Raw genomic sequence first — 23,859 nt, 5'->3', positions numbered from 1 at the left:
TCCCACTGCCAATTGTTGATGGACAAGCGGGATGTTTGATGATGGCGGTGATAAATCCAGCTAATAATTGGGTTGTTTTGAACCCTGCATTTAGTTGGAAATGACGTTGATGATACTTTTAGCACCAACTTTCGCCAAAGCGATCGCTTGATATTTGCGGGAATTTTAGACGTATTTCTTAAAGGCTAGGGTGACATTGTGACCGCCAAACCCAAAAGAATTAGATAATGCCACATTAACTTGTTGAGCGCGGCTCTTGTGGGCAATATAATCCAGATCGCATTCTGGATCGGGATTTTCTAAATTAATTGTTGGTGGAACTCGATCGTTAGCCACCGCCAGTACTGTAGCTACGGCTTCAATACCGCCAGAACCTCCCAAAAGATGACCTGTCATCGATTTGGTAGAGCTAACGGCTATGTTATAAGCATGGTCGCCCAAGGCTTTTTTCATTGCCGCCGTTTCTGTGGAATCATTTGCTGGGGTACTAGTGCCATGAGCATTGATATAGTTCACCATTTCTGGGGTGAGTCCCCCATCTTTCAGTGCTAGTTCTATGGCTCTGGCTGCTCCCAACCCACCAGGGACAGGGGAGGTCATGTGATATGCATCACAAGTCATCCCATAACCGACCATTTCGGCATAAATGCGAGCGCCGCGATTTAAGGCGTGTTCTAGTTCTTCTAGCAGCAAAATTCCCGCACCTTCACCCATGACAAATCCATCGCGATCGCGGTCAAAGGGACGGCAAGCATTAGCCGGGTCGTTGCGCGTCGAAAGCGCCCTAGCAGCAGCAAATCCTGCTATACCCAAGGGTGTAATCGCCGCTTCGCATCCGCCGCAAATCATGGCTTTGGCATAACCCCATTGAATTTGGCGAAAAGCGTCTCCGATGGCATTAGAACCAGCTGCACAAGCGGTTACAGAGCAGGAATTGGGGCCTTTAGCTCCCGTATGAATGGCTGTTAATCCGGCGGCCATGTTGGCGATCATCATTGGGATCATGAACGGACTACAGCGATCGGGGCCGCGATTTAGATACACTGTTTGCTGGTCTTCTAAAACCTTCAATCCACCAATGCCAGAACCAATAATTATACCAACTTGTTCGGCATTCAGTTCATTAATTTCTAAACGCGCGTCAGCTACAGCTTGTTTGGCAGCCGCAACCCCAAATTGGGAGAATCGATCCATGCGCTTGGCTTCTTTGCGATCCAAATACTCATGTGGATCGAAATTTTTGACCTCACCAGCAATGCAGCAATCATGCTTAGATGCATCAAAAGAAGTGATGTAGTCAATGCCATTACGACTACTCAACAATCCTTCCCAATAATCTTTTGGTGTATTGCCAATTGGTGTAATCGCGCCCACACCAGTTACCACAACGCGTTTACGTTTATAATCTGTCATGACTCAGTTAAAGGTGGCGAGAAAGCAGCAAAAAAGGTGACTAGTGAATAGAGAATAGGCTTCGGCTACGCTCAACCTAAAAGGGTTAGGGGCTAGTAACTAGGGAATGGAGTTTTTCCCGATCCCCAATCCCTAATACTCGATCCCCAATTGCTTTTCAGGCAGATGTAGTAGCTTCTCCCATGATATGCTTCACTGCATCTCCAACCGTTAAAATCTTTTCAGCTTCTTCATCAGGAATTTCAATATCAAATTCTTCTTCAAAAGCCATTACTAATTCCACAATATCTAGGGAATCAGCTCCTAAATCGTCAATAAATGTGGCTCCTGGTGTGACCTTCTCAGGCTCAACACCCAATTGATCGACTACCACTGTCTTAACTTTGTCAAACACTTCCGCTTCTGTGCTCATAGATATAAATTCCTTAACCAGTTGCTATGATCTGCTCTTTAATAGGTGACATTGTTTTGAGCATATACATCTTATCGGAAAGCGCGATCGCCCGTATACTGTCCCAGAATTTTCTGGCAATATCATTTATGGGCGGCGCTATACGATTGCATAGGCTGTCAACATGTGTCTTTTTTGCAATTCTTACTGATTTTTTTTACAATGTCCAAACTCGGATACATAGCCTTGCAAGCTACACTGGCAAGGGAAGATCAATAATTTATTGTTGAGAGCTGATGCTCTCAGGGCAATATAGTTCTATGCTATCTCAAACACTAAGATACGCTTACTTTCCTGGTTGTGTGGCGCAAGGTGCTTGTCGGGAACTTTACCAATCAACTCAAGCCTTAACCCAAGCACTAGGGATTCAACTGATTGAACTGAAAAAAGCTGCTTGCTGTGGTTCCGGTACTTTTAAGGAAGATTCTCAACTGTTAGAAGATACAGTAAATGCCCGGAATATTGCTTTAGCAGAAGAGTTAAATTTACCTTTACTTACCCATTGCAGCACTTGTCAAGGTGTCATCGGTCATGTCGATGAACGCCTCAAGGAATGTCAAACAAAAAAACCAGAATACATTCAGCAAGTAAATGGTTTGCTAGCGAAAGAAGGCTGTTTACCTTATCGCGGCAGTACCGAAGTTAAACATCTGCTTTATGCTTTGGTACAGGATTACGGTTTAGAAGAAATTACTCAACGAGTTACCCACAAGCTAACTGGATTAAAATGTGCGGCGTTTTATGGTTGTTACCTGCTACGCGCCCAAAAATCTCTGCCCTATGACGACCCTTACGGCCCTGAAGCCATGGAAAATGTTTTCCGGGCAGTGGGTGCAGAACCAATTTATTATCGAGGTCGGACTCAATGTTGCGGTTGGCCGCTTTCTAGTTACGCGACTCGCGAATCTTTTCAGATGGCGGGTAAGCAAATTCAAGATGCTTTAACGGCTGGTGCTGATTGTTTAGTTACCCCTTGTCCTTTATGTCATCTCAATTTAGATTCCCGTCAGCCAGAGGTTGAAAAGGTAATTGAAAAGAAACTGGGTTTGCCGGTGTTACATTTACCCCAGTTAATTGCTTTGGCTTTAGGCATTAGCCCCAAAGAATTGGGTTTAGAACGTCATATTGTTTCCACAAAACCAGTGTTAGAAAAATTGGGATTTTAATCAAGAATCTTAATTGGTTATGTGATATCGATTTAATTAATGATTGTGACATTTAGATTGTCGCAAAGCAAAGGGCGGGGAAACCCCGCCCCTACAGATAAACCCGATTTATTGAATAAGTCGGGTTTATCAACAATACTCTTAATTACGAATTACTATCAGCCCAAACATCACCTGTAGCTGGTGACTCAGCCGGAGCAATCGCGCTTTGGCTTTCTCCTAAATTAATCTTGACTACTTTCTTGCTGACTTCTTCTACTTTCGGTAGAGTTAATGTCAAAATACCATTCTTAAATTCGGCTTGTACGCGATCGTTTTGGATAGGCGCAGGTAGATTCACAATTCTTTGAAACTTACCATAGCGAAATTCGGAACGGAAGAAACTTCCTTCTTGCTGTTTGCTTTCTTGGCGAGTTTCACCAGCAATAGAAACTGCTTCTCTTGTGACATGAACATCTAAGTCTTTGCCTTCAATACCAGGAATTTCAGCGCGTAAAATTATGCTTTCGGTGGTATCTTGTAGTTCAATTGCTGGTGTCCAAGCTTGGGTAATTTGCGAGTTAGCTCCTGCTAGTTCGTCAAACATTTTATCCATTTGACGGCGTAGAGTTTCCATTTCAGAGAAGGGTTGCCAACGTATTAATGCCATAACTTGATTAACCTCCAAAAGAACAGTGATAATAACTAAAGTTGGTTAAGTAATTAGTAATTGACAAGCAAAAAGATTGCAGAATTGAGAATTATTTATTGACTGCGGCTTTGCTCGATTGCCTATGTCTATATATTGGCTGAAACCCCAAATTTAGTTATTAGGGGAAACCCTACTTAGAGTTGTAGTGCTTCCCAGAAAGTTAACTTCTCACTTGGGTTCTTGACGTTGCAATTGTTTGAGAAACTTATACATTTCGGGCAACCGATTATAAATTGCCGATACTTTAAGATATAGCTTGTGGGGAATAGCGGGAGTACCAGAAACAATCTCTCCTGGTGCGACATCATTGTGAATTCCCGCTTGCGCCGATGCGATCGCACCGTCACCAATTTTCACTTGATTGGCGATTCCGGTTTGTCCCGCCAAAATTACCCGGTTACCAATTTCCACACCGCCAGCCATTCCCGCTTGTCCAGCGATCGCGCAACCAAAGCCAATTTTGCAACCATGCCCAATTTGCACTAAGTTATCAATAACTGTGTCTCGACCGACTCGCGTTTCTCCTACAGCCGGTCTGTCAATGGCGCTGTTAGAGCCAACTTCTACCCTATCTTCTAAAACTGTGTAACCAGATTGTTCCATTTTTACCCAGCCTGTACGGGTAGGCACAAAACCAAAGCCTTCTGCACCAATCACCACGCCACTGTGAATCACGCAATCTGCCCCGATTTGGCTGCGTTCGTGAATGGTACAGTTAGCATGTAAGGTAGTGCGATCGCCAATGGTCACATCTGGATAAATGACGACATTTGGATGAATAATCGCCCCATTACCTACTTTTACCCTGGGTTGAATTACCACATGGGGGCCAATATATACATCGCTACCAATTTCTGCTGTAGGGTGAATCACAGCTGTAGGATGAATTTCTGGGCTGGGGCGGTATGGTTGATAAAAAAGTGCGATCGCTTTTGCAAACAATAAGCGTGGTTCTTTCGTCGCTACCCAAACAATATTTCGTTCTTGGGCTTGTGTCTGTAATTTTTCGTCCTGCGGTAAAATCAACGCACTTGCATGAGTTTTACCCACCCAAGAAGCAAATTTCGTCCCTTCTATATAACTAAGATTACCAGTAGTCGCTTCATCAATGGCTGCCAACCCTGTAATCTCTGGATCGTGGTTTTCGTTGGCGCTAAGACTGCTATCGGTAACAATATCCCCAAGTCGGCTGACAATTTCGCTGAATTTCATGTGATTTTTTCATGAGTCATCTACAAAGGCAAGATAATTGTCGCTCTTTGTTAGCCACATGTTCATGATTTATACCTAATTTTCCGGTGCTTGTGATTTTTTATTGCCAAATGTCCGGTGCAGCTAGTTGTTAGGGACTTCCAAATAAAAAAATATTCTAATCATTAACTTACCAAGCCCGCAACTCGTAGGGGCGGGGTAACCCATTGGTGTCAACTTAAGCTAAAAGCTATATACAGCGCGTGTTGTACAAAAACCCTCACCCTCATCCCCTAACCCCTTCTCCCTCAGGGAGAAGGGGAATTGAATCTCTTGCTCCCCTCTCCCTGAGGGAGAGGGGCTGGGGGTGAGGGCAAAACCTTTGCACAAAACGGGTTTCACGTTAAGTTGACACGTATGGGGGTAACCCCGCCCCTACAATTTGGCATAATTTATTTTTTGAAGTTCCCTAAACCTTTGTCAATACTGTTCAGTTAAGCCCAAAAACCTTAACCTACGATTTTCCTTAACCAAGCAGTATTGAAACCTCTGCTTCTATGCACTTATTTCCATCACCCCCGTGATAATTACTAGATGGGAGTTTGTCATGGCATTGAAGATCATCAATCTTTAGGAGTAGATTAAGAATCCATCATTCTGCCCAAATATGTGCTTTTAAAAACTTACTTATGCTGACTTAGAGCCAAATTTTTTTTATTTATACACGAAAAAGCGCCTGAGAGTTTTGCTCACCCAAGCGCCCCTTCGTATAACTTTATACCAATCCACTTGTTTGATGCAACATCTGAAACCCGCAATAACCCCTGAAGGAGGAGCATTACGAAGATAACTGGTGACAAACATATTGTGAAGTGGTATCACTCCTTGCACTAACTAAGGATATCTCTTCTAGAATAATTGCAGTAATGTGGTGAGTGACACTTTATCAACTGACACTAGTTACAATCGATTCATCATAGGTAGTGTTTACTAAGACCTAGTAGACCGTAAGCTCGGCTAAGTATACAGTATAAAAAAATTTTATATTGCTGTGGCTAGTAGGCGATCGCGTTTAGATGATCCCAACCCTAAAAGGGGCGGGATTTCCCATCAGTAGTCAGTAGTCAGTAGTCAGTTGTTTTTGATACTGACTACTGACTACTGACCATTGACAGCGACGGGGCGACTGTCCCGGACACTCCTTCAAGGTGTGGGCTTAACGTCGCTTTTGGTGAATTGGTATGACTGCTGCGAACTTTTGCAGAGATTGATGGTTAATCTTGTTATGCTGTTACGCACCTATATATAGTTAACAGTTAGGCATCAAGTAAAAATAAGTAGTGCGAGCATCTTGCTCGCACGGGCAAGACTTCGGCGTGAGCGCTCAGTCGAACGCTGCCCACACTACAAATATTAAATTGTTCAACTTATTTACATAACTCCTTAACTGTCATAAACATAAAACTCATCCATTTATCTCGTTTCATAGTGGAATCAGCTGAACAAATTCCCTAAACTTCTTAGTCATCCCTACTTCTGGTTGTCTGTTTCTGACTGATTAAAATCTGCCGAAATTAAAAAAAGTTAGCCAAAATGGCACCAAAATGATCGTGAAATTAGCTAGAATTTCACCAGAGTTGATAAATTAAGAGACAAATATCAACCCCTAAAATTTACTCAATATATCTATAATTAGCCGTAGAGATTTTATCTCAATATGGCTTAATTATTTTTTGAGTTTTGTAGGGTTTATAGTCTATTTAGGTTTTTAAAATAGTTAGGTGCAATTACCGAATTACTTAGTTGTTTAAATATTATCTAATTTTTTTATATTCCGTTGTTTTCACAAATCTCGATATTTGTGAATTATTAGCTATTAAAGTCAGAACTAATATAGATGCTCCACAATGTATGAATTGGAGAATTCAAGAGCATGAAAATTAACGATTTAGACCATTTAGAGCCTATTTCTGATGATGTAGCTGTTTTTGGAGGTAGAGGCACAGATTCCAGTGTGAGTAACAGTGTAGCCATTAGTTTCCGCATCAGTGGTAACGGTGTAATTACAGTCAATGGTGTGAGTACAGTTAGAGGTAACACTATTACTCCTAGTACAGGAGTTGGCACATCTATTTGGACACAACGCTTAAATTTCACCAAGACTCTAGCTGCTTTAGCTAAACCAACTGTGTTTAAAGGCTTTGTTAAAATAGCCACGGATGTATCATCAGTCCTCAAGTCTAGATTGTTAGCAGCAAAAAGATTCATCGATGCTAGATAATTAACCAAAATTAATTACCAATGTCTGCGGCAAATATAGGGAAGCGGAATTTAGCTGAAGCAATCACACGGCTTGAAGTTAGTTTGCTTTGCTCGCAATGACCGTAATTAATTTTGTCTGGTTAGGAGTCGTGTAAAAATAAGTTGAACAATTTAATATTTGTAGTGCGGGCAGCGTTCGACTGAGCGCTCACGCCGAAGTCTTGCCGGCGCGAGCAAGATGCTCGCACTACTTATTTTTACTTGATGGCTTACTCATCCGAGACTCTCAAGTTTCCCAGGATGCTGCCATTAGTCTAGTGAACTACCTACACTGACCTTCGGTACAGTGTAGGCTTCCCAATTCATTGGGGATTGCCTCCGTTTTCGTAGATTTTTTACGTCCAGAAGACTTTGGTCTTACATCCCCTCCAAGGGCAGAAGCGCTAGTTCCTAACGCTCTTACGAGTTCGCCAGTTACTCCACTTGGGGTTTCCCCAAGACCGTACTGGCTCACCAAAATTCGCAAACCTTCGGTTCTTATATTAATTGCAGCATTGATGTCTCTATCGTGCTGCTTTTGACAATGTGGGCAATCTACAAACCTAACTTTCAATGAATCATAACCATTTTGCAACATTGGGATTGGTAGTAGAGTCTCACTACAAAGTTGAGAAGACGGGAAGAAACGATTTATTTCAAGATATGTATGCCCAAATTTCTCTGCTTTGTATTTGAGCATGGTTTGAAACATTCCCCAGCCCTGGTCACTAATAGCTTTTGCCAAGTTAGGATTTCTCACCATGTTCTTAACTGCCAAATCTTCTACACAAATAACTTGGTTTTCGTATGCTATTTTGCGAGATAGCTTGTGTAGAAAGTCTTCACGAACTCTAGCAATTTTGCTAGACACTTTTGCAACTAAGCGTTTAGCCTTATGCCGCTTGTTAGTTGTTTTATTTGTTTTCTTGGCTAGTTTACGCTGCTTGCACTTTCTATTCTTTTCTAATTTAGCTAATCGTTTCTTGGGTAGGTCATATTTTGAACCATCAGAAGTGATTGCAAAATTTTTTAAACCCAAGTCAACTCCAATCGCATCTCTGACTGCAACTACTGGTTTATCTTCCTGGTTGAAAAGAATAGAAGCATAATATCTACCATCTGCATGTTTCGATATTGTTACAGTGGTGAATTTTGCATGACTGTGCTGTCTGTGAAATACGGCTTTCATTAACCCCAAATTTCCAGGAAACTTAATCACAGAGTCCTCTGGCATCAGTTTCACATTTTGGGGATACTGAATCGATTGCTTGCCATGTTTAGATTTAAAGTTAGGGTATTTAGCGCGTCCTTCAAAGAAATTGACAAATGCACTAGAAAGGTTAAATGTTACTCGTTGCAATACTTGACTATATGCAAGTCCTAACCAGTCAAACTCCTTTTTTAATCCTGGCAACAATTTATCCATTGCCGCCTTAGAAAGACCTTTCCCCGTTTCTTTGTACGCTGTAGTTGTGGCGTTAAGCATATAATTCCACAACCATCTAGTATTGCCAAAACATTGAGCTAAATATGATTCTTGCTCATCAGTGGGATAAATTCTAACTTTAATTGCTCTATACATGGTGAGCCACTTGCGGTCTTGGCGGTCTCCGTCACGTTAGCGCAGCGTTAGCGACGCAGGAGCGTTTCGCAAAGTGGCGAATCGACCTTACCGTATTTACTTTTTCACGGTAACACAAATAGTTAAAAATGTCGCAACTTAAACAAATATTTTGTTCGTTTCCTCCATGCCCTCTTCCCTGATTTCGCTGACGCTCAATATTGGTCAGAGGGCTGTCGTCAACGGTTCGGCTGACGCTCACCGGAAGCCTCACGCGCAATTCATCTCGACACCTCCCTCCGGGTAGGTGTGAGCCTTCTTGCTGTTTCAGGTAATTTGCTTGTGGGGTGGACATCTTGTCCACCCAGGACGGGCGAGACGCCCATCCCACAAGAGCTTGACTAATGCACTATTTTAGCCTTGCCCATTGGTGTCAACTTAAGCTCAAAATAGCCTCTGTACAAGCGTCACCCGCCTGAGAATGAATTAAGAGGCTAATAGTCCAAGTAGGGGCGGGTTAAACGAGATAGTCGTGAATTATTGGAGCATATCTGTGAACCCGCCCCTACTGAAGTAGACTCAAGATTTTGAAGATATTTAGTCATCTTAAGATGACTTTGGCTATGAGCAAGGAACTGAAGTTCCTTGCGGTAAAAGGGTTTCGCGTTAAGTTGACAAGTATGAGCCTTGCCACGCCACTACATTTATTTTTCCCTTCCCAAGTGATAGAAGAGGGTTACGAGGCTCCCTAACCTATACCTAATGCCCTTTCTCTAAAAATGAAGCCAAAATGGCTCCTCATCTGTGAGGAAATTAGTTAGAATTCTCTCAAGTTGCATAAACTAAAATGATTTGACAAAAGACATTGATTTAGTCTTTGTTTCTAATCATTTTTTAGCCTATGCATCTAAAATCATACAAATTATCGCGGTTAGAGACAGTAGTCTTTAGAGAGATTTCTGGCTATAAGGCGATTTATAACTATTTATAAATTACATAAATATTCCTTTTTAAGGATATCACCCGATTTAAAACATAAATTTGGGTGTTTTTTCATTTTTAAATTATGGTTAGTAGATTGATGGCAAGACAAAAAATAATTCCTTAGCCAATGTGGCTAGAAAAATCATATTTACAGCCATTTTGGCGATACAAGCAGAATTTACTTAGCTATATTAATATCAACAACTCAAACAGAGTTGATTCCAACAAACAGACAAACAAATCTCAGGAGAAAAGCAATGAATATCAACGACTTAACCTACATTGAAGCTGCAACCGAAGAAGTATTTGGTGGACGTGGTTCAACAACCAAAAACAAAGTTACATTGACAGTTGATGCTAAAACCAAAGTTTTAGAAAAAATCACTGTTAAACTTGATACAGATCTGAAATTAGAAGGTTATGTTGCTACAGCAACTGCTACTGCTGATACTGTTGGTGGTAAAGCAGGCTTCTCCAGCACCACAACCAATGCTCAAGTTGATGGTAACACCACTTCTGCTCTATCTCAATCTACAGCTGCTATCGAAAGCGGCTACCGTCGTTAATAAAAATAAATTGTCAGTAAAGTGCATTGATTTCGACTATTGCGAAATAGCAACTTGAAAAACAATTTATTTAAGTGTTACGCAAATTTCAAGCAGCTTTATAAAAGCTTGAATTGAGTAACAATATCTCTACAATTTTTTAAGAGAGGCAATTAATTGCCTCTCTTAAAATCACAGTTATACTCATAAAAATATTTTAAATATACTGGCTGATTCTTAAATTTAAATTGAAAATGCATTTATATTTTATTTAATGTGATAAACTTAATTTTATTAGGTGCTAATTAATTTAAAAAATAAAATTTAGCCCTAAAGTTTTAAGTATCTAAATATGCACACCAAATAAAGATTTCAAGCGGTATTTAACCGACTTGAACATAAATAAATTAGTCTCTTTTTTTGTCAGCATAATCGTTGACATTATTCGTTGTGCATAATTTGTATTTAAACAATTTGAATTTAACAGTTTAGGAGAAAAAATATGCCTAATAAATTAGGAACTAATAATGCTGATGTCTTCAGTTTCCTGGGGTCTAATTTGAACTACACCTTAGTAGGGCAAGGTGGCAACGATAATTTGACTGGCGGAAATGGTGCAGACAGATTACTTGGTGGTTTTGGTGATGATACCCTCGACGGCAGCAACGGCAACGATAATCTGTTTGGTGACTTTGGTAACGATTCGCTGATTGGTGGTAATGGCAACGATCAACTTTTTGGCGGTGTTGGCAGCGATGTGCTTCGTGGAGACGCCGGCAACGATCGACTATTTGGAGAATTAGGTGACGATATTGTCTATGGGGGCGCGGGCAATGACTTCCTGGATGGGAGTCTAGGCAACGATCTTCTATTTGGTGATGGCGGTAATGACAACCTGATTGGCAGTGCTGGTAGTGATGTACTGTTTGGCGGTGATGGCAATGATAATATAAGTGGCGGTACCAACGGTTCTGTTGAAGCTGATGCTGATGGATTTTTTAGAGATTACCTTGTTGGTGGTGGCGGTAGTGATGTTCTCAATGGATTTGGCGGCGGCTTCGGAACCTTTGAGATAGATGAGTTATATGGCGGCGGTACGGTTGACAATGCTGGCATTGTGACAAACGTTAATGATAATACTCAAGATATATTTGTGCTGGGTAATGCAAATAGTGTGTTTTATACTAGCGCCGGGTTTGATGACTACGCTCTGATTTTCGATTTTGTGTCTGGTATAGATAAGCTTCAAATAAACTTTAGTTCTGGGGCAAGCTATCGACCCCTGACTGGGGATTTTGTTGGTGATGGTCGTACTGATATATTACTTGTCGCAGACTTAGCTAGTGGTACTAGTGACTTAGTTGCTATTTTAGATGGTGTATCGAGGCTGTCGGGCGCAGATCTTATTCCTGTTTAACAATCAGAATATGCGTAGTGGCGTGGCAAGGCTAAAATGTTGCAAAAAAATGTAGGTTGGGTTGACGTAAGGAAACCCAACACCAGCATCTATGTTGAGTTTCTGAAATTCATGTTGGGTTTCGCAAAGCCTCAACCCAACCTACATCTAATGCACTATTTTAGTTATGTCAGTCCAGTAGGTTGAGGAATAATACTCAACCTAACCTACATATTTAGCGATCGCTCTTCAAATTCAAATTAATTAACTTCCCACATCAAGCAATTCTTTCTTAGAAAAACATTTTTAAAAAGGTGATTATGATCGATATTGCAGATTTGTCTTACTTAGAAAATATCAAATCTGAGTTGATTGTAGGTGGTGCTTTATTGGGAATCACTGCTGATGCATCAGCTAGCGGCGCTGAAGGTTTAGCCGAAACTGGGACACGTGTTAATATCAAAAATAAACCTCAAGTTACCATAGGAAAAGCTGAAGGAACATCTTTAGCGATTGGCGATGGGGCTGTAGCTGATGTTTCTGTGTTATATGCAGGTTGGGATAAAGTTAAGGTAAAAGTTAGATCTCACTATGGAGACAACTATGCTTTGACAACCGTTAAGGTAAAAGCAATCGATCATCCTTAACTTTAAAGGTTCTCAACATAATTACTAATTCGTAATTCGTAATTCGTAATTAAACCGAGGTGGAAAGCCGGACTTCTATAAATAGTAACGTTACGGGTGGGGTTTAAATCCCTATATGTAATACCGATTTTTTATGAGGCTGCATAGAATTCGATCCCCCCTAACCCCCCTTAAAAAAGGGGGGAAAAGAATCAAAGTCCCCCTTAAAAATAATTGTTGAAGGTGCGTTGCGCTGCGCGACAACACACCCTACATTTAAATTTCTTAACATAGTTGGAAATATTAGCGCCGACTTACTTACGAATTACGAATTGTTAATGAGGCTTGTCTAAAATCAATCTGCGCAAATCATGATACTTTTCTTTACTTAGGCGATAAATATCGGGACTGGGTTTAGCAACAATATGTCCTTGAATATATTTGACGCCGATTTTATGGAGATGATATAAGCTCATGGGGGTAGTTTCATCTACTCCTTCAACAATCACATTTGATGGATTGAGATTATTTGCACTGACTAATTCATGGACAAAGCGAATGATAATATCGCTTGGTTGATGATACAAAATATTGCGGTCTATTTTCACATGGGATGGGTTTAACCCGGCTAAACGAGCGACGGAAGCATAACCGACACCAAAATCATCAATGGCAAATCTAATTTGTAATTGACTCACATATTCCAGTAATTTTTTCTTAAAAAATGTTAAGGGCGATTTTAATTGCACCCCTTCGTTAAATTGGGGTAATTCTGTTTTTTCGGAAATTTCTAATATGAGATTTCTTGATGTAATAGTTTTTTCTTGCAGTACTTGGCGTACTGTTTCAAAATAGGCGGTTCTAATTAAAGATTCAGGATAAACGTTAACTGATAAGGGTACTATATCTTTAGATCTGTTTTGTTTAGATTGTTTTCTCGCTTCTTGATAACTAGAAGTAGCAGTTCTGAGAAAATATTGATCGAGTTCAACGATAAATCTCGTTCCCCACATTTCCGCAGCTTGAAATAAATCTACAGGTGCAGTTAAAGTATCGGGATCTCTAGCTAAGGCTTCCCAGCTACTGATAAATAGTTCGTCAGGATCTAAATGCAGCACTGGTTCAAAATAAACTATCATCTTTTGCAGGCGATCGCAAAATAGCTGAAATCTGCGTTCATATAAATGTGCGGCGATAAAGCCAAAGTCTTGCTTTAAATCATCGAGAATGACAGCTTCTACTAAGGCTGGATTATGGGAGAATTTCTGAGCAGCCTGATAAAAGCTAGATAATATCCTGCCATAGATATCACCTAAGAGATAGGAATCTTGGGGAATACCACAAACCACAATCACCTCAGCTTGTGGTAAATCTTTTAAAGGGATAAAGACAAAAGCTTTTCTTTCACCATTTGTATCTTCATGTAGTCGATAAATTCCATGATAAGCAGGGTTAAAAATTGCTACCTGAGAAACTGTAGGTAAAATATGTGTATTTAAGGTATTGAAATAAAATTTTTGGTCGATATCTTGCCCCAGGTTGCTATGAGATTTAATATATAAATTATCTGCGCGATCGCTACCCAGAATAAATGCTAAGTCAGCCTCTGAAGTTTGTCTAATAATATTTAAAATATAATTATTAATAGTCTGGTAATCTACAGCTAATCTTTCTTTAACTAAGTTAGTGAATTGTTGAATTAAATTTTTTATCAACGATTCGTAAGGTTCAAGAAAGTTCCGTAACTGGGAAATTGGTGGTTGCAGATGATATAAATCTCCTGATGGTTTAATTGTGCCTAAATTTATGTTTTGCGAGTGATGATCTGGAATATCTTCTAGTTCTGGTTCTGTTGTTATGTTATTTGTTTGATTATCCACAATATCAAAGCTTGCATTCAAATCTCCCATGATTACCTTTAATAATAAAAATACAAAAGTAGTATATCGTTTTTATTCTCTAATAGCTGTTGACTGTTGATTGTTGACACTTCGACAAGCTCAGTGCGGCGCTGTTGACTGTTGATTGTTGACAGAGTTAAAAGCCTTGTATTGTCAGGGTTTTATCTTAGCTTGATGTCCTAATCTATCTGGCTGCAGCTACAAATGTTAGGTTTCGTTACATAATTACAATTGCCTACTTACAGCAGAACTTTGTGTTGTGTTTTTTATAGCTTACACAAAAGGACACAATCATATTGTGCCCTTGGCTGAGGCGTGAATTTAGCTGAAAATCAGTGTAAATTGCTTATTTTTTCAAAAATCTCTGACGCATACGTACTACAAAACTATTCACCTCTGGTATCTTTAGCCATGTAACAAAGACAGCAAATACAGCAATTCCTACTAAGCCAGCAATAGATACTTCAATGAGGAGAATGACTAAATTTGTGGATTTAAATACCTGCTGACAAGCGACTAAAGCACCATAGCTAGCTACCCCAGAAACTATGCTCCCAGCAGTTAAACCGATGATGGGTATACTCCACTCGCGCCAAGGTAAACCGTCAAGTTTGCGATTGAGTATCCATAACAGCATTAACATAGAACTACAATTGACGCCTACGGTAGCTAAGACTAAACCAGGTGCGCCAAAAGGTTGCACTAATAACCAATCTAGTAAGGCGTTGAGGAAAATATTAAAGGTACTAATGCGAAACGGTGTTTGTCCATCGCCTAAAGCATAGAATACTCGGACTAAGACATCACGCCCTAAATAGGCAAACATGCCAATACCATAAGCAATTAGCAAGGAAGAAACTAACTCTGTTGCATCTTGTTTAAAAGCACCCCGTTCATAGACTATTTGCACAATGGGCACGGATAGAACTACCATGAGTGCGCCTAAAGGTAACATAGTAAAGGCGGTGAGTAATAATCCTTGACGGATGCGTAATTTCAAGTCCGGCCAGTTTTCTGGAGCGGCAAGCTTGGCAAATATTGGTAATAATGGTAACAAAATAATGTTAGAAATAATCCCTAGAGGTGTTTGCACTAGAAGGTTGGCATAATTAAAACCAGCCGCAGCACCGGGGATAGGGCTAGCAAAGTAAAGGGCGGTAGCAAAATTAATCGGCATCATTCCGGAGGAAATTGTCGCCGGTGTCATAATTTTAATGACTTCTTGAACTCCAGGGGATTTAAAATCAAATCGCAGCTTTAATGTTCCTAATCCTAAGCGCCACTGTACAACTAACTGTACTACCCATTGCAGAATTGCGCCGGCTAAGGTTCCCCAAGCTAACACCATACCGCCGACGTAAGCATATTGTGGGAGAATAATATCTTTGCCATATTGCACGGCTAAGATGGCAATACCAATGACAACGGTAATGCTAGATAGTAAAGGGCTAAGGGAAAGCAACCAATATTGATTTGCGGCGTTGAGAGTCCCAAAGCCAATACCGATAAAGCCAGCAAATAAAGCCATTGGTGCCATAATTTGGATTTGTTGGATAGCGATCGCTCTGGTTGTTCCATCCAAACCATGTCCAATGACATCAACTAGCTTATCTGCAAAGAAAATTTGGGCAAATGTGACTATTAATAATATGCCACCCACAAAGGTTGTGACTGTTTCTACCAAAGGCGCAGCTTCTTCTTGCTTGCGTTTAGCTAAAACACTGACAATGGCACTATGTAACGGCCCGTTAACACCACCGAGTAAAATTAATAAAAACCCTGGAATAATATAGGCATAACTATAAGCAGTAGCAGCAGCACCCACACCAAAAGCCGCAGCGATCGCTTGCTGTCTGATTAAACCGAATATTTTACTAATTAAGGTAGCAATGGCAACAATGCCAGCAATTCCAGCGAAAGAACGAGAGGGTTTTTGGTCTTGTTTTGTCACGAATAATACCTGAAAACTCTTGCTGAGTCGATATCTATACCAATTCAAAATTCGCGCATTCAAAATTCAAAATTAAGAATCCTGACAGGACAAGGTTTAGGCTTGTGTATCTGTCGTATTGTCTTTTAAATTTGGTATGAAAACATTAACCTGAAATTTTGTGGTTGTCAGGCAATTTTTCATCATTGGGATTTTCAATTTCTCATTTTTCCATCAAATATAATTTATCCCAAATTGTCGGGGTGGGGCGGGGAGACCCCGCCCCTACGGGTAAATTGATAATATTAGGGTGAGGGTGTGGCTGTAGGGGATGGTGATGGTGTTGGTGAAGGGGTAACAGTCGGCGTTGGCGATGGTGATGGTGATGGTGATGGTGTGGCTGTAGGGGATGGTGATGGTGTGGGTGTTTCCGTTACAGTTGGCGTTGGCGATGGTATGGGTGTAGGCGATTCGGCGTTGATAGTCAGCTGATAATCTGCTGGTGAGGATGCGGTATTTACAACCACAAATTCATAAAATCCAGCTTCGGGTAAGGTGGTGGATAAAGTGCGTTTAGTGGAATCTTCTAAAAAAGCGATTTTTCCAGAAGGGGAATAAATTGACAGCAAAACTTTATTATTGGCTTTGAGATTCACTTCCAAAGCTTGCTCTTTCGCCAAATCAGCGATAAATACTTTACCGTTAGTTGCACTTAGCTTACCGCTAACTGTTTTACTTGTGCTTCCGGCATCAAAGGTGATTTTACCAAAGGCGCTATTCGCTAAGATGGCGTTGAGTTTATCACTCACAAAGGCGTACCATACTTGTCCTGTGGGTTGATCGATAAATTCTTTACCGCGCTGGGTGGGGAAAGTGGCGAAAAAGGCTGCATCGCCTAAATCGTATAAAGAACGACTACCGACATTAATTTGGTTAACTGCAACTTTCCAGCGATCGCGTTCTGCTGTGGTATATGTACCTAGTTGTTGACGGGCTTTGTTACTCAGTGGTGCTAGTTTAGTTAATGTATCCCCTGCGAGTTTATCCCATTCTGCCCGTAAACTTTCATCTTCCGGGCGATCGCTGAAAGTGCGTCCTGTTAAACTGGGGTTTTTCTCCCAAAACAGTTGATTAACTAATTTTACAAAAAAGTCATTATCTATACCCAACTGCTGACGGCGATCGCGCAATTTATCTTTGCGTGCTTGTTCTTCTGGGGAATATTGCGGAGGGTTATTAGTGACTGTTGGTGTCGGTGAAGCGGAAATTCCTCCACCACCGGGATCGCCGGGGTTAATTACCTTACTGATTCCCCACAAACCTAAACCTACAACTCCTGCGGTTGCTATACCTACCAGCAAAGTTTTGGTTGATGTCCAAGAATCTCCTGGTGGGGGAGGAGGAGAAGCTACAGGAACGGAGGGAGTTGGATAACGGGGAGAAGATATGGCTATAGTCTCCGTTGCTGTGGTTGGCTGATGGGGTTGAGGAATTGGTGCTGGTGGTGGTGCTTGGGTAGGTGGTTGGGTGGGTATGTAGCTGAGTCCCTGGGGTTGGTTGAGGATTTCGAGAACTTGACGCGCCGATTGATAGCGATCGCCTGGTCTTGGCGATAACATTTTATTTAGTAACTCTGCCAAACTCGGACTTAGACTAACTTCCCTTTGCCATTGCCAATCTAGACTATAGGTATCAATTAATTCCTGGGGCTGTTTACCTGTCAGTAAAACTAACATGGTAGCCGCTAAAGCATATAAATCGCTGTGGGGAGATACCAAACCAGTTTGCATTTGTTCTGGGGGTGCAAATCCCACCTTACCTAGTAAAGTGGCGGCTGGCGGCGAAGCGACAACACCGGGCTGATAATATTGAGAAGCTACCGCAGCTACAACTTGTTTCACGCCGCCAAAATCAATTAATACTGGTAATTGATCAACTTGACGCAGAATTAAATTATCGGGGGAAATATCGCGATGAATTACGCCTAAAGCGTGGATATATTCTAAGACTGGGAGAATTTGCTGTAATAACTGTCTAATTTCCGCCTCTGTAAACCGCATATTTTGCTTGAGGCGATTATTTAATAAAGAATTATAAGCTTGTCCTTCGACATAATCTTGAACTAAAAATAAATATTCCTTACCTGCTAAATTTATACGGAAATTTTCGCGAAATCGGGGAATTTGGGGATGTTGCAGTTGGTAGAGAACGCTAGCTTCCCGTTGAAATAATTCCTCCGCCTTTTGTAAAACGTAAGCCGTTTGTACCTGGGGAGAAAATTCCTTTAATACACAAAGTTCGCGGAAACGGTTGATATCTTCCGCTAAATAAGTCCGTCCAAAACCACCTTGACCAATTTGACGGACAATTAAATAGCGATCGCCTAAAACTTGTCCAGGTTGAATATTGTAATTTATAGGTGTATCTGATAGTTTCTCACCGCAAGTCAAGCAAAACCGACTACCTGCGGGATTTTCATGTCCTTGGGAGCAATAAGAAAAAGGCATATTAATTAGTCATTAGTCATTTGTCATTAGTCATTTGTCAGTTCTTGGCTGTCATTTGTCAAGCAGTCAACCGTCAACAGCGTCGCACTGAGCTTGTCGAAGTGTCAACCATCAACAATCTAGTTGCCAGATTGTACCTTACTGACGCGATCGGCTGCGATCGCATACCAAATTTGACCATAAGTTTGCAGGTTGCTTCTTTCGCCTTGTTTTCCGGGAAACAAGCGATCGAATTGTGTATTAGTATCTTTTGTTAATTCTTTTAGCGTATAATCACCGAACTGCCCAGCTTTTGCTTGTTCCCTCCATCTGTCGAAATCTTTTTGTGAGTAGCTTCCTAGTTTACGACGAGCTGGGCTACTGAGTTGAGCCTGTTCCAGTTTTTGTAACAAGTTTTCGGCAATACCAGCCCATTCATCCCGTAATGGTGCATCTTCTGATTTCCCGGTGAGGGCGCGTCTTTGTAATTCTGGCTTTTGGGCGTAAAACAAATTATCTACCATGCGGATGAAATATGCTTCGGGAATTTCCAGTTGTTGACGACGACTGATAATTTGACTCAGACGCCCTGGTTGTTGGTTTGATTTATCGTTAACTGGTTTACCGATAGGATTGGAAACTGTGGGCAGTGTGGGTAAGGAAATTGACGATACGCCGCGAATAATGGCATTAACTGCCGCAAAACTCCCCGCAACAATTAAAACGATTACCGATGTTCCCAGCATACTCACCGCAAACGGACGCATCCACACAGGAAGCGGCATTTTATTAGCGATTAATTGTGTTTTCTGGTGAATTTTACTGATAACTTGTCGTGTTTGTTTACCCCCAGGCGCGACTATCATCGTTTTCAGTTTAGTAATTTGCGGATTTTGGGGTTTAGCCGCTACTGTTGCGCCTTTTGTTGGTAAATCTTTCAATACTTGATTAGCATTCTGATAACGTGCATTCGGTTGATATGCCAACATCTTTTTAAAGACAGCTTCTAATTTGGGACTAAGTTTAATTTCTTTTCCCCACAACCAAATTCCTTGATAGCTGTCATACAGCGCTTGTGGTTCTTTCCCTGTCAACAGCACCAAAGCTGTCACAGCCAGAGAATATAAATCGCTACTAAAATAAACTTTACCTTGGCGCAGTTGTTCTTCGGGAGCATAGCCTGTTTTCCCCAACAAAGTATTATGTACCGCCAACTGAGTAAACCAAAAACCTTGAGAAGCCGGTAACTGCTTCACTCCACCAAAGTCAATCAACACCGGGAGACTATCAGAACGTCGCCAAATCAAGTTATCGGGGGAGATATCGCGGTGAACTACATCTTGAGAATGGAGGTAAGCCAGCACCGGTAAGATTTTTTCTAATAAAGTTAAGACTTCTTCTTCGCTAAAAGTCTGCTTTTGACTTTGACGCTGTTCTAACAACTGGCGGTAATTATCACCATCTATATAATCTTGGACTAAAAAGAAGAAATCTTTACCCCCTAATTTCTCTTGTAGGGAAGCGTGAAATTTGGGGATTTGCGGATGCTGGAGTTTTTTTAAAGTCTTGGCTTCTCGTTCAAATAACTCCTTCGCTTTTTGTAAATCCTGGGGATCTTGAACTTGTGGCGCAAATTCCTTAAGTACGCATTGTTTATTTGCTTGATTTTTATCCTCAGCCAAGTAAGTGCGCCCAAAACCACCTTGCCCTAATTGACGTATAATTTTGTAGCGCTTATCCACAAGCTGCCCGACAGGTAGAGGTAAAGGTTCACCGCAGTGAGTGCAAAAACGGTTACTGCCATTATTTACGTGGTTTTTAGTGCAAAATACTTGCATGGCGCTGAGGGATAAACTAGGTTTTTAGAAATTGCTACAACAGGCAATGTTCCAGTTACAGAAATTTTCGCAATTTTACCCCAGTCCAGCAAGTAGCTATGGCTTTAGGCGGCGATAAAGCGTGTAAAAATTATTAATTAATGCTCAGAGACGCGATTCATCGGTTAGAGACGCGATGAATCGCGTCTGTACAATTATCATTAATCCTCCTTGTCCCCCTTGTCTTCCTTGTCCCCTGCCCATTACTGGGAAACTTTGAATTCTAAAACTTTGCTTTTACCGGGATTCATCAATCCATAGGGGTCAACCATTTCTTTAAATTTTAACTGTTCGGGGTCAATGACTTTTCTACCGCCGTCTTCGATGATGTATGTATGGGGATTGGCGATCGCAATTCCTTGGGCTTCGTGATATTGGATAATCTCATTGAGGCGTGCTTCTGTGGTGTAGCGCACGAGTTGTAAACCACAGGCTATCACCGCACCCCTGACACGGAAAAACTCTAAATGCATCATGACTTCATCCCCAAAGTGATGATACATCTGCTCGACTAATTGCAACTGCGGATCGGGAGGAAACAGGCTTTGCAAATAGGTAATGGAAGTATCGACAGTGCGGGCGTGTAAGGTGGTGTGATTCCAGGTAAATTCCGCTAAATTTATGCCTTTACCTGTATCCTGTGCTGATTTTTGGTAAGTAATTTCCCCGCCATATTGTTGAACTAATCCGGGTAAAAATTCCAGACTTGGCTCGGCTACCATTAAAAATACTGCATGTTTACCTGGGCTGATATATTGCTGTAAGGCTTGAAAATATTCGGGAATTGGCGATGCAAACACAGTAATTAATTTTTTCATCATGCCATCAGCATTACCCAAAGCATAGCCAAATTTAGCCGCTTCCATGAAATCGTCAAAGGTAACAATTACTTCCGCCCAAGGATAAGCAGGGGCTAGGGGCAGTTCAACTTGAGTGATAATGCCATTGATACCCCATGCATGATTGACCTTTTGCACATCATCGCCCCGTAACTCAATAATCTGGGGTTCCTCTTCTAAAGTTACCACTCGTAATCCGATAATATTACCGCGATCGCCTAATAAACCATATTGAATTGAACCAATCCCCCCGCTACCCCCAGCAATAAAGCCCCCCAGGGTAGCTGTACGGTAGGTAGAAGGAGCCATTCTAATTTCCCAGCCAATCTCCCGCGCTTTTTTATCCAAAGCTGCCAATTTCACCCCAGCTTCCACCCTTACCACTGCTGGTTTTAGCCAGAGAACTTCACTCATTTTTGTCATATCCAGGATGACACCACCATGTAGGGGTACACATTGTCCATAATTCCCCGTACCCGCACCGCGTACAGTTACAGGTATACGGTGTTTAGCGCAGGTTGCAGCCACCTTAATCACTTCAGCTTCATTGGCGGGACGCACCACAATATCCCCGACTTTCCCGGCTAATTTAGGGACGAGAACTGGGCTAAAGGTGTGATAATCCTGGGATAATTTAGCGACTTGGGCGGTATCGCTGATGATTTCGATATCTGCAAAAGCAGCAGTCAGGGTATCTAAGTTAAGAGTTGTCATGAGAATTTTATCCAATTTGTAGGGGCATGGCACTGCCCATACGTGTCAACTTAAGCTTAAAACCTTTATCTATCTCGTTTCCAGCCTCTGGCTGGAAATGCATATTCGTGGGCTACTGCCGACGGGCGTTAAATATGCAGTTTCACATAGAATTGGTATCAGCAAGCAATTTTACAAATAACCATAATATGTGAAAAATATTTATTATAACTATAGTGAACAAGTTGTAAACCGGATTTTTCTAGTTCTTGGAGAATTTCTGGCATCTCATATTTATGATGTCTCCAAATAGTAATTTCCTCGTCTTTTAAAATTTCCAAATTCTTATCAATTCCCAAATTGTTAAAAACCACAGTATAATTTTGATGAAATTTGATATTGGCAATGATACTATCGGTTTTTAAGTCATACTTTCTGACAAGTTCGCAATCTTCAGCAATAATTCCCACTTTGTTTTTAATCCATGCGTAAATTTCTTCTACATGATATTTACACCCACCTCTGGCTTGACCATCCCATATAGAATTAGAGCCACTTTCGTTAGTAAACACAAGAAAATCGTTTGTTTTCATGCTATTTCTAAAGTTTTGCAGTACTCTAATCCTGTCTTGATGATTCCCTATAGTCACACCTAAATGTAAAAATATATTGGCTATACTTGGAGTAGCTTCAGAAGTTGAATTTTGCCAAAGCTCTGCGGAAACAGTACTAGTTTCTATATCAATTGTGTCACTATTAAATTTAATTAATGGAAACCATTTAGTAAAATTTGCCTTTGATAAAGCCAAGAGTTCTTTGCTAATATCTAAAGCAATATATTGATTAATTTTATCTAATTTAGAAAGTTGTGCAATGAATTTTTTAACTGGATAGGAATTACCTGCACCCACATCAATAATATTGACTTTAGTACAATTTTGATGATTGCCGTTAATATACTCAAAATTTTTCTTTAATAAATCAATCTCTACATTTGATGTTCGATACCATCGAGTCATCAGATATTTTTGATAAAAATTACTCCAAATTCTTCCACCTCTACCTTTGTAAGAATATTTTAAAGGAATTTCTTTGCGAATTTCTAATGCCTGAATTAAATCTAAAACCTCTTTTTTAGAGAAGATAGAGTAGAATTTAGCACTTGGCTCTATACTCCGGATCAGAGAATTAGGACTATCTGAGGAGAATTGTGAACTACTGGAAAAAATGTTCGCCATGATTGTTTGGATTTGTTAGGTATGGAAGCTGATGAGCATTTCATTAGTGCTGTTTCTAACTAACCCAAGAAGTTAAAGTCTTACCCAGAAATTAAATAATGGGTAAGACTCTGACTAGTAATACCAATTTTAAAATTTTTACTACATATCCATTATTTCTAGGGGTGCAATGCTTTGCACCCCTAATTAATGTATTTGTCGCATTCTTTTTTACACTGGTATAAGCACTTGGGCAGAATTTATTGCATCATGTCATTATCAATGAAGCTTACTCATTCCTTTAGGAATGCTACGCATCATTTGCTTCTCCATAGGAGTACGGATAATGTGTAGCAGTAAGCTTCATAAATTCATTCGGAAATGGCTTCTCTAGGAGAGACTGTACCATCAGGAAGGCAAAGTCAGAGGCTTTATGCTTGACACAATGACTGTAAATATTTTTTACAGCACTGAAATTACTTTATTGAATTTTAACCTAACTTGCGGGAAGTCCCCAGGTGTAGTTTACGGAACCTGGGGATGAAAGCAAGGGCTGCGACGATTGCATCTTTGACCGTCAACAACCGTAGG

Annotated in this window: 16 protein-coding genes; 5 read left to right on the top strand and 11 right to left on the bottom strand. The window is 40.8% G+C overall.

Annotated features, from left to right (window positions below; translation table 11 throughout):
- Nucleotides 1-165 precede the first annotated feature (165 nt).
- Both fabF and AACW45_RS21680 read right to left on the bottom strand, forming a co-directional pair.
- Nucleotides 166-1,413: a beta-ketoacyl-ACP synthase II gene (gene fabF / locus AACW45_RS21685; protein WP_190634691.1), complete on the bottom strand. Its 1,248-nt coding sequence runs from the start codon at nucleotides 1,411-1,413 to the stop codon at nucleotides 166-168.
- Nucleotides 1,414-1,570: 157 nt separating this feature from the next.
- The gene (locus AACW45_RS21680; RefSeq protein WP_190634689.1) at nucleotides 1,571-1,825 is read right to left on the bottom strand and encodes an acyl carrier protein; all 255 of its coding nucleotides are present in this window, start codon (nucleotides 1,823-1,825) and stop codon (nucleotides 1,571-1,573) included.
- 299 nt (nucleotides 1,826-2,124) lie between these two features.
- On the opposite strand from AACW45_RS21680, the gene AACW45_RS21675 reads away from it, so the two are divergent.
- Nucleotides 2,125-3,030, top strand: a complete 906-nt coding sequence (locus AACW45_RS21675; protein ID WP_190634686.1) for a CoB--CoM heterodisulfide reductase iron-sulfur subunit B family protein — start codon at nucleotides 2,125-2,127, stop codon at nucleotides 3,028-3,030.
- 145 nt (nucleotides 3,031-3,175) lie between these two features.
- On the opposite strand, the gene AACW45_RS21670 is transcribed toward AACW45_RS21675, so the two are convergent.
- On the bottom strand, nucleotides 3,176-3,679 hold the full coding sequence (locus AACW45_RS21670; RefSeq protein WP_190634684.1) for an Hsp20/alpha crystallin family protein: 504 nt from the start codon (nucleotides 3,677-3,679) through the stop codon (nucleotides 3,176-3,178).
- Between the two features lie 210 nt (nucleotides 3,680-3,889).
- Nucleotides 3,890-4,933: a UDP-3-O-(3-hydroxymyristoyl)glucosamine N-acyltransferase gene (gene lpxD, locus AACW45_RS21665; RefSeq protein ID WP_190634682.1), complete on the bottom strand. Its 1,044-nt coding sequence runs from the start codon at nucleotides 4,931-4,933 to the stop codon at nucleotides 3,890-3,892.
- A gap of 1,912 nt (nucleotides 4,934-6,845) precedes the next feature.
- Here lpxD and AACW45_RS21660 point away from each other — a divergent pair.
- Nucleotides 6,846-7,193: a hypothetical protein gene (locus AACW45_RS21660; RefSeq protein WP_190634680.1), complete on the top strand. Its 348-nt coding sequence runs from the start codon at nucleotides 6,846-6,848 to the stop codon at nucleotides 7,191-7,193.
- A 303-nt stretch (nucleotides 7,194-7,496) separates the two neighbouring features.
- On the opposite strand, the gene AACW45_RS21655 is transcribed toward AACW45_RS21660, so the two are convergent.
- Nucleotides 7,497-8,795 carry an RNA-guided endonuclease InsQ/TnpB family protein gene (locus AACW45_RS21655; RefSeq protein WP_190634677.1) on the bottom strand — a complete coding sequence of 433 codons (1,299 nt, stop codon included), beginning with the start codon at nucleotides 8,793-8,795 and terminating at the stop codon, nucleotides 7,497-7,499.
- 1,220 nt (nucleotides 8,796-10,015) lie between these two features.
- Here AACW45_RS21655 and AACW45_RS21650 point away from each other — a divergent pair.
- From AACW45_RS21650 to AACW45_RS21640, 3 genes are all read left to right on the top strand, one after another.
- Nucleotides 10,016-10,324, top strand: coding sequence for a hypothetical protein (locus AACW45_RS21650; RefSeq protein ID WP_190634675.1), 309 nt, complete (start codon nucleotides 10,016-10,018; stop codon nucleotides 10,322-10,324).
- Nucleotides 10,325-10,805: 481 nt separating this feature from the next.
- Nucleotides 10,806-11,720: a calcium-binding protein gene (locus AACW45_RS21645; RefSeq protein WP_190634673.1), complete on the top strand. Its 915-nt coding sequence runs from the start codon at nucleotides 10,806-10,808 to the stop codon at nucleotides 11,718-11,720.
- 299 nt (nucleotides 11,721-12,019) lie between these two features.
- A complete protein-coding gene (locus AACW45_RS21640) occupies nucleotides 12,020-12,346 on the top strand; it encodes a hypothetical protein (protein WP_190634671.1) in 327 nt (108 codons plus the stop codon).
- Between the two features lie 314 nt (nucleotides 12,347-12,660).
- Here the strand turns inward: AACW45_RS21640 and AACW45_RS21635 are convergent, their stop codons facing one another.
- From AACW45_RS21635 to AACW45_RS21610, 6 genes are all read right to left on the bottom strand, one after another.
- The gene (locus AACW45_RS21635) at nucleotides 12,661-14,235 is read right to left on the bottom strand and encodes an EAL domain-containing protein (protein ID WP_190634670.1); all 1,575 of its coding nucleotides are present in this window, start codon (nucleotides 14,233-14,235) and stop codon (nucleotides 12,661-12,663) included.
- Nucleotides 14,236-14,572: 337 nt separating this feature from the next.
- Nucleotides 14,573-16,177, bottom strand: a complete 1,605-nt coding sequence (murJ, locus tag AACW45_RS21630; RefSeq protein ID WP_190634668.1) for a murein biosynthesis integral membrane protein MurJ — start codon at nucleotides 16,175-16,177, stop codon at nucleotides 14,573-14,575.
- 284 nt (nucleotides 16,178-16,461) lie between these two features.
- Nucleotides 16,462-18,663, bottom strand: coding sequence for a serine/threonine-protein kinase (locus AACW45_RS21625; RefSeq protein ID WP_190634666.1), 2,202 nt, complete (start codon nucleotides 18,661-18,663; stop codon nucleotides 16,462-16,464).
- Between the two features lie 119 nt (nucleotides 18,664-18,782).
- Nucleotides 18,783-20,480, bottom strand: coding sequence for a serine/threonine-protein kinase (locus tag AACW45_RS21620; RefSeq protein WP_190634665.1), 1,698 nt, complete (start codon nucleotides 20,478-20,480; stop codon nucleotides 18,783-18,785).
- 242 nt (nucleotides 20,481-20,722) lie between these two features.
- The gene (locus AACW45_RS21615) at nucleotides 20,723-22,072 is read right to left on the bottom strand and encodes an FAD-binding oxidoreductase (RefSeq protein WP_190634663.1); all 1,350 of its coding nucleotides are present in this window, start codon (nucleotides 22,070-22,072) and stop codon (nucleotides 20,723-20,725) included.
- A gap of 158 nt (nucleotides 22,073-22,230) precedes the next feature.
- Entirely contained in the window at nucleotides 22,231-23,289 is a 1,059-nt protein-coding gene (locus AACW45_RS21610; RefSeq protein ID WP_190634661.1) for an L-histidine N(alpha)-methyltransferase, read from the bottom strand.
- Nucleotides 23,290-23,859 lie beyond the last annotated feature (570 nt).

It is taken from the genome of Calothrix sp. FACHB-168 (assembly GCF_963889195.1).
Taxonomy (GTDB): domain Bacteria; phylum Cyanobacteriota; class Cyanobacteriia; order Cyanobacteriales; family Nostocaceae; genus Aulosira; species Aulosira anomala_A.
This window is presented reverse-complemented; position numbering and strand designations above follow the sequence as displayed.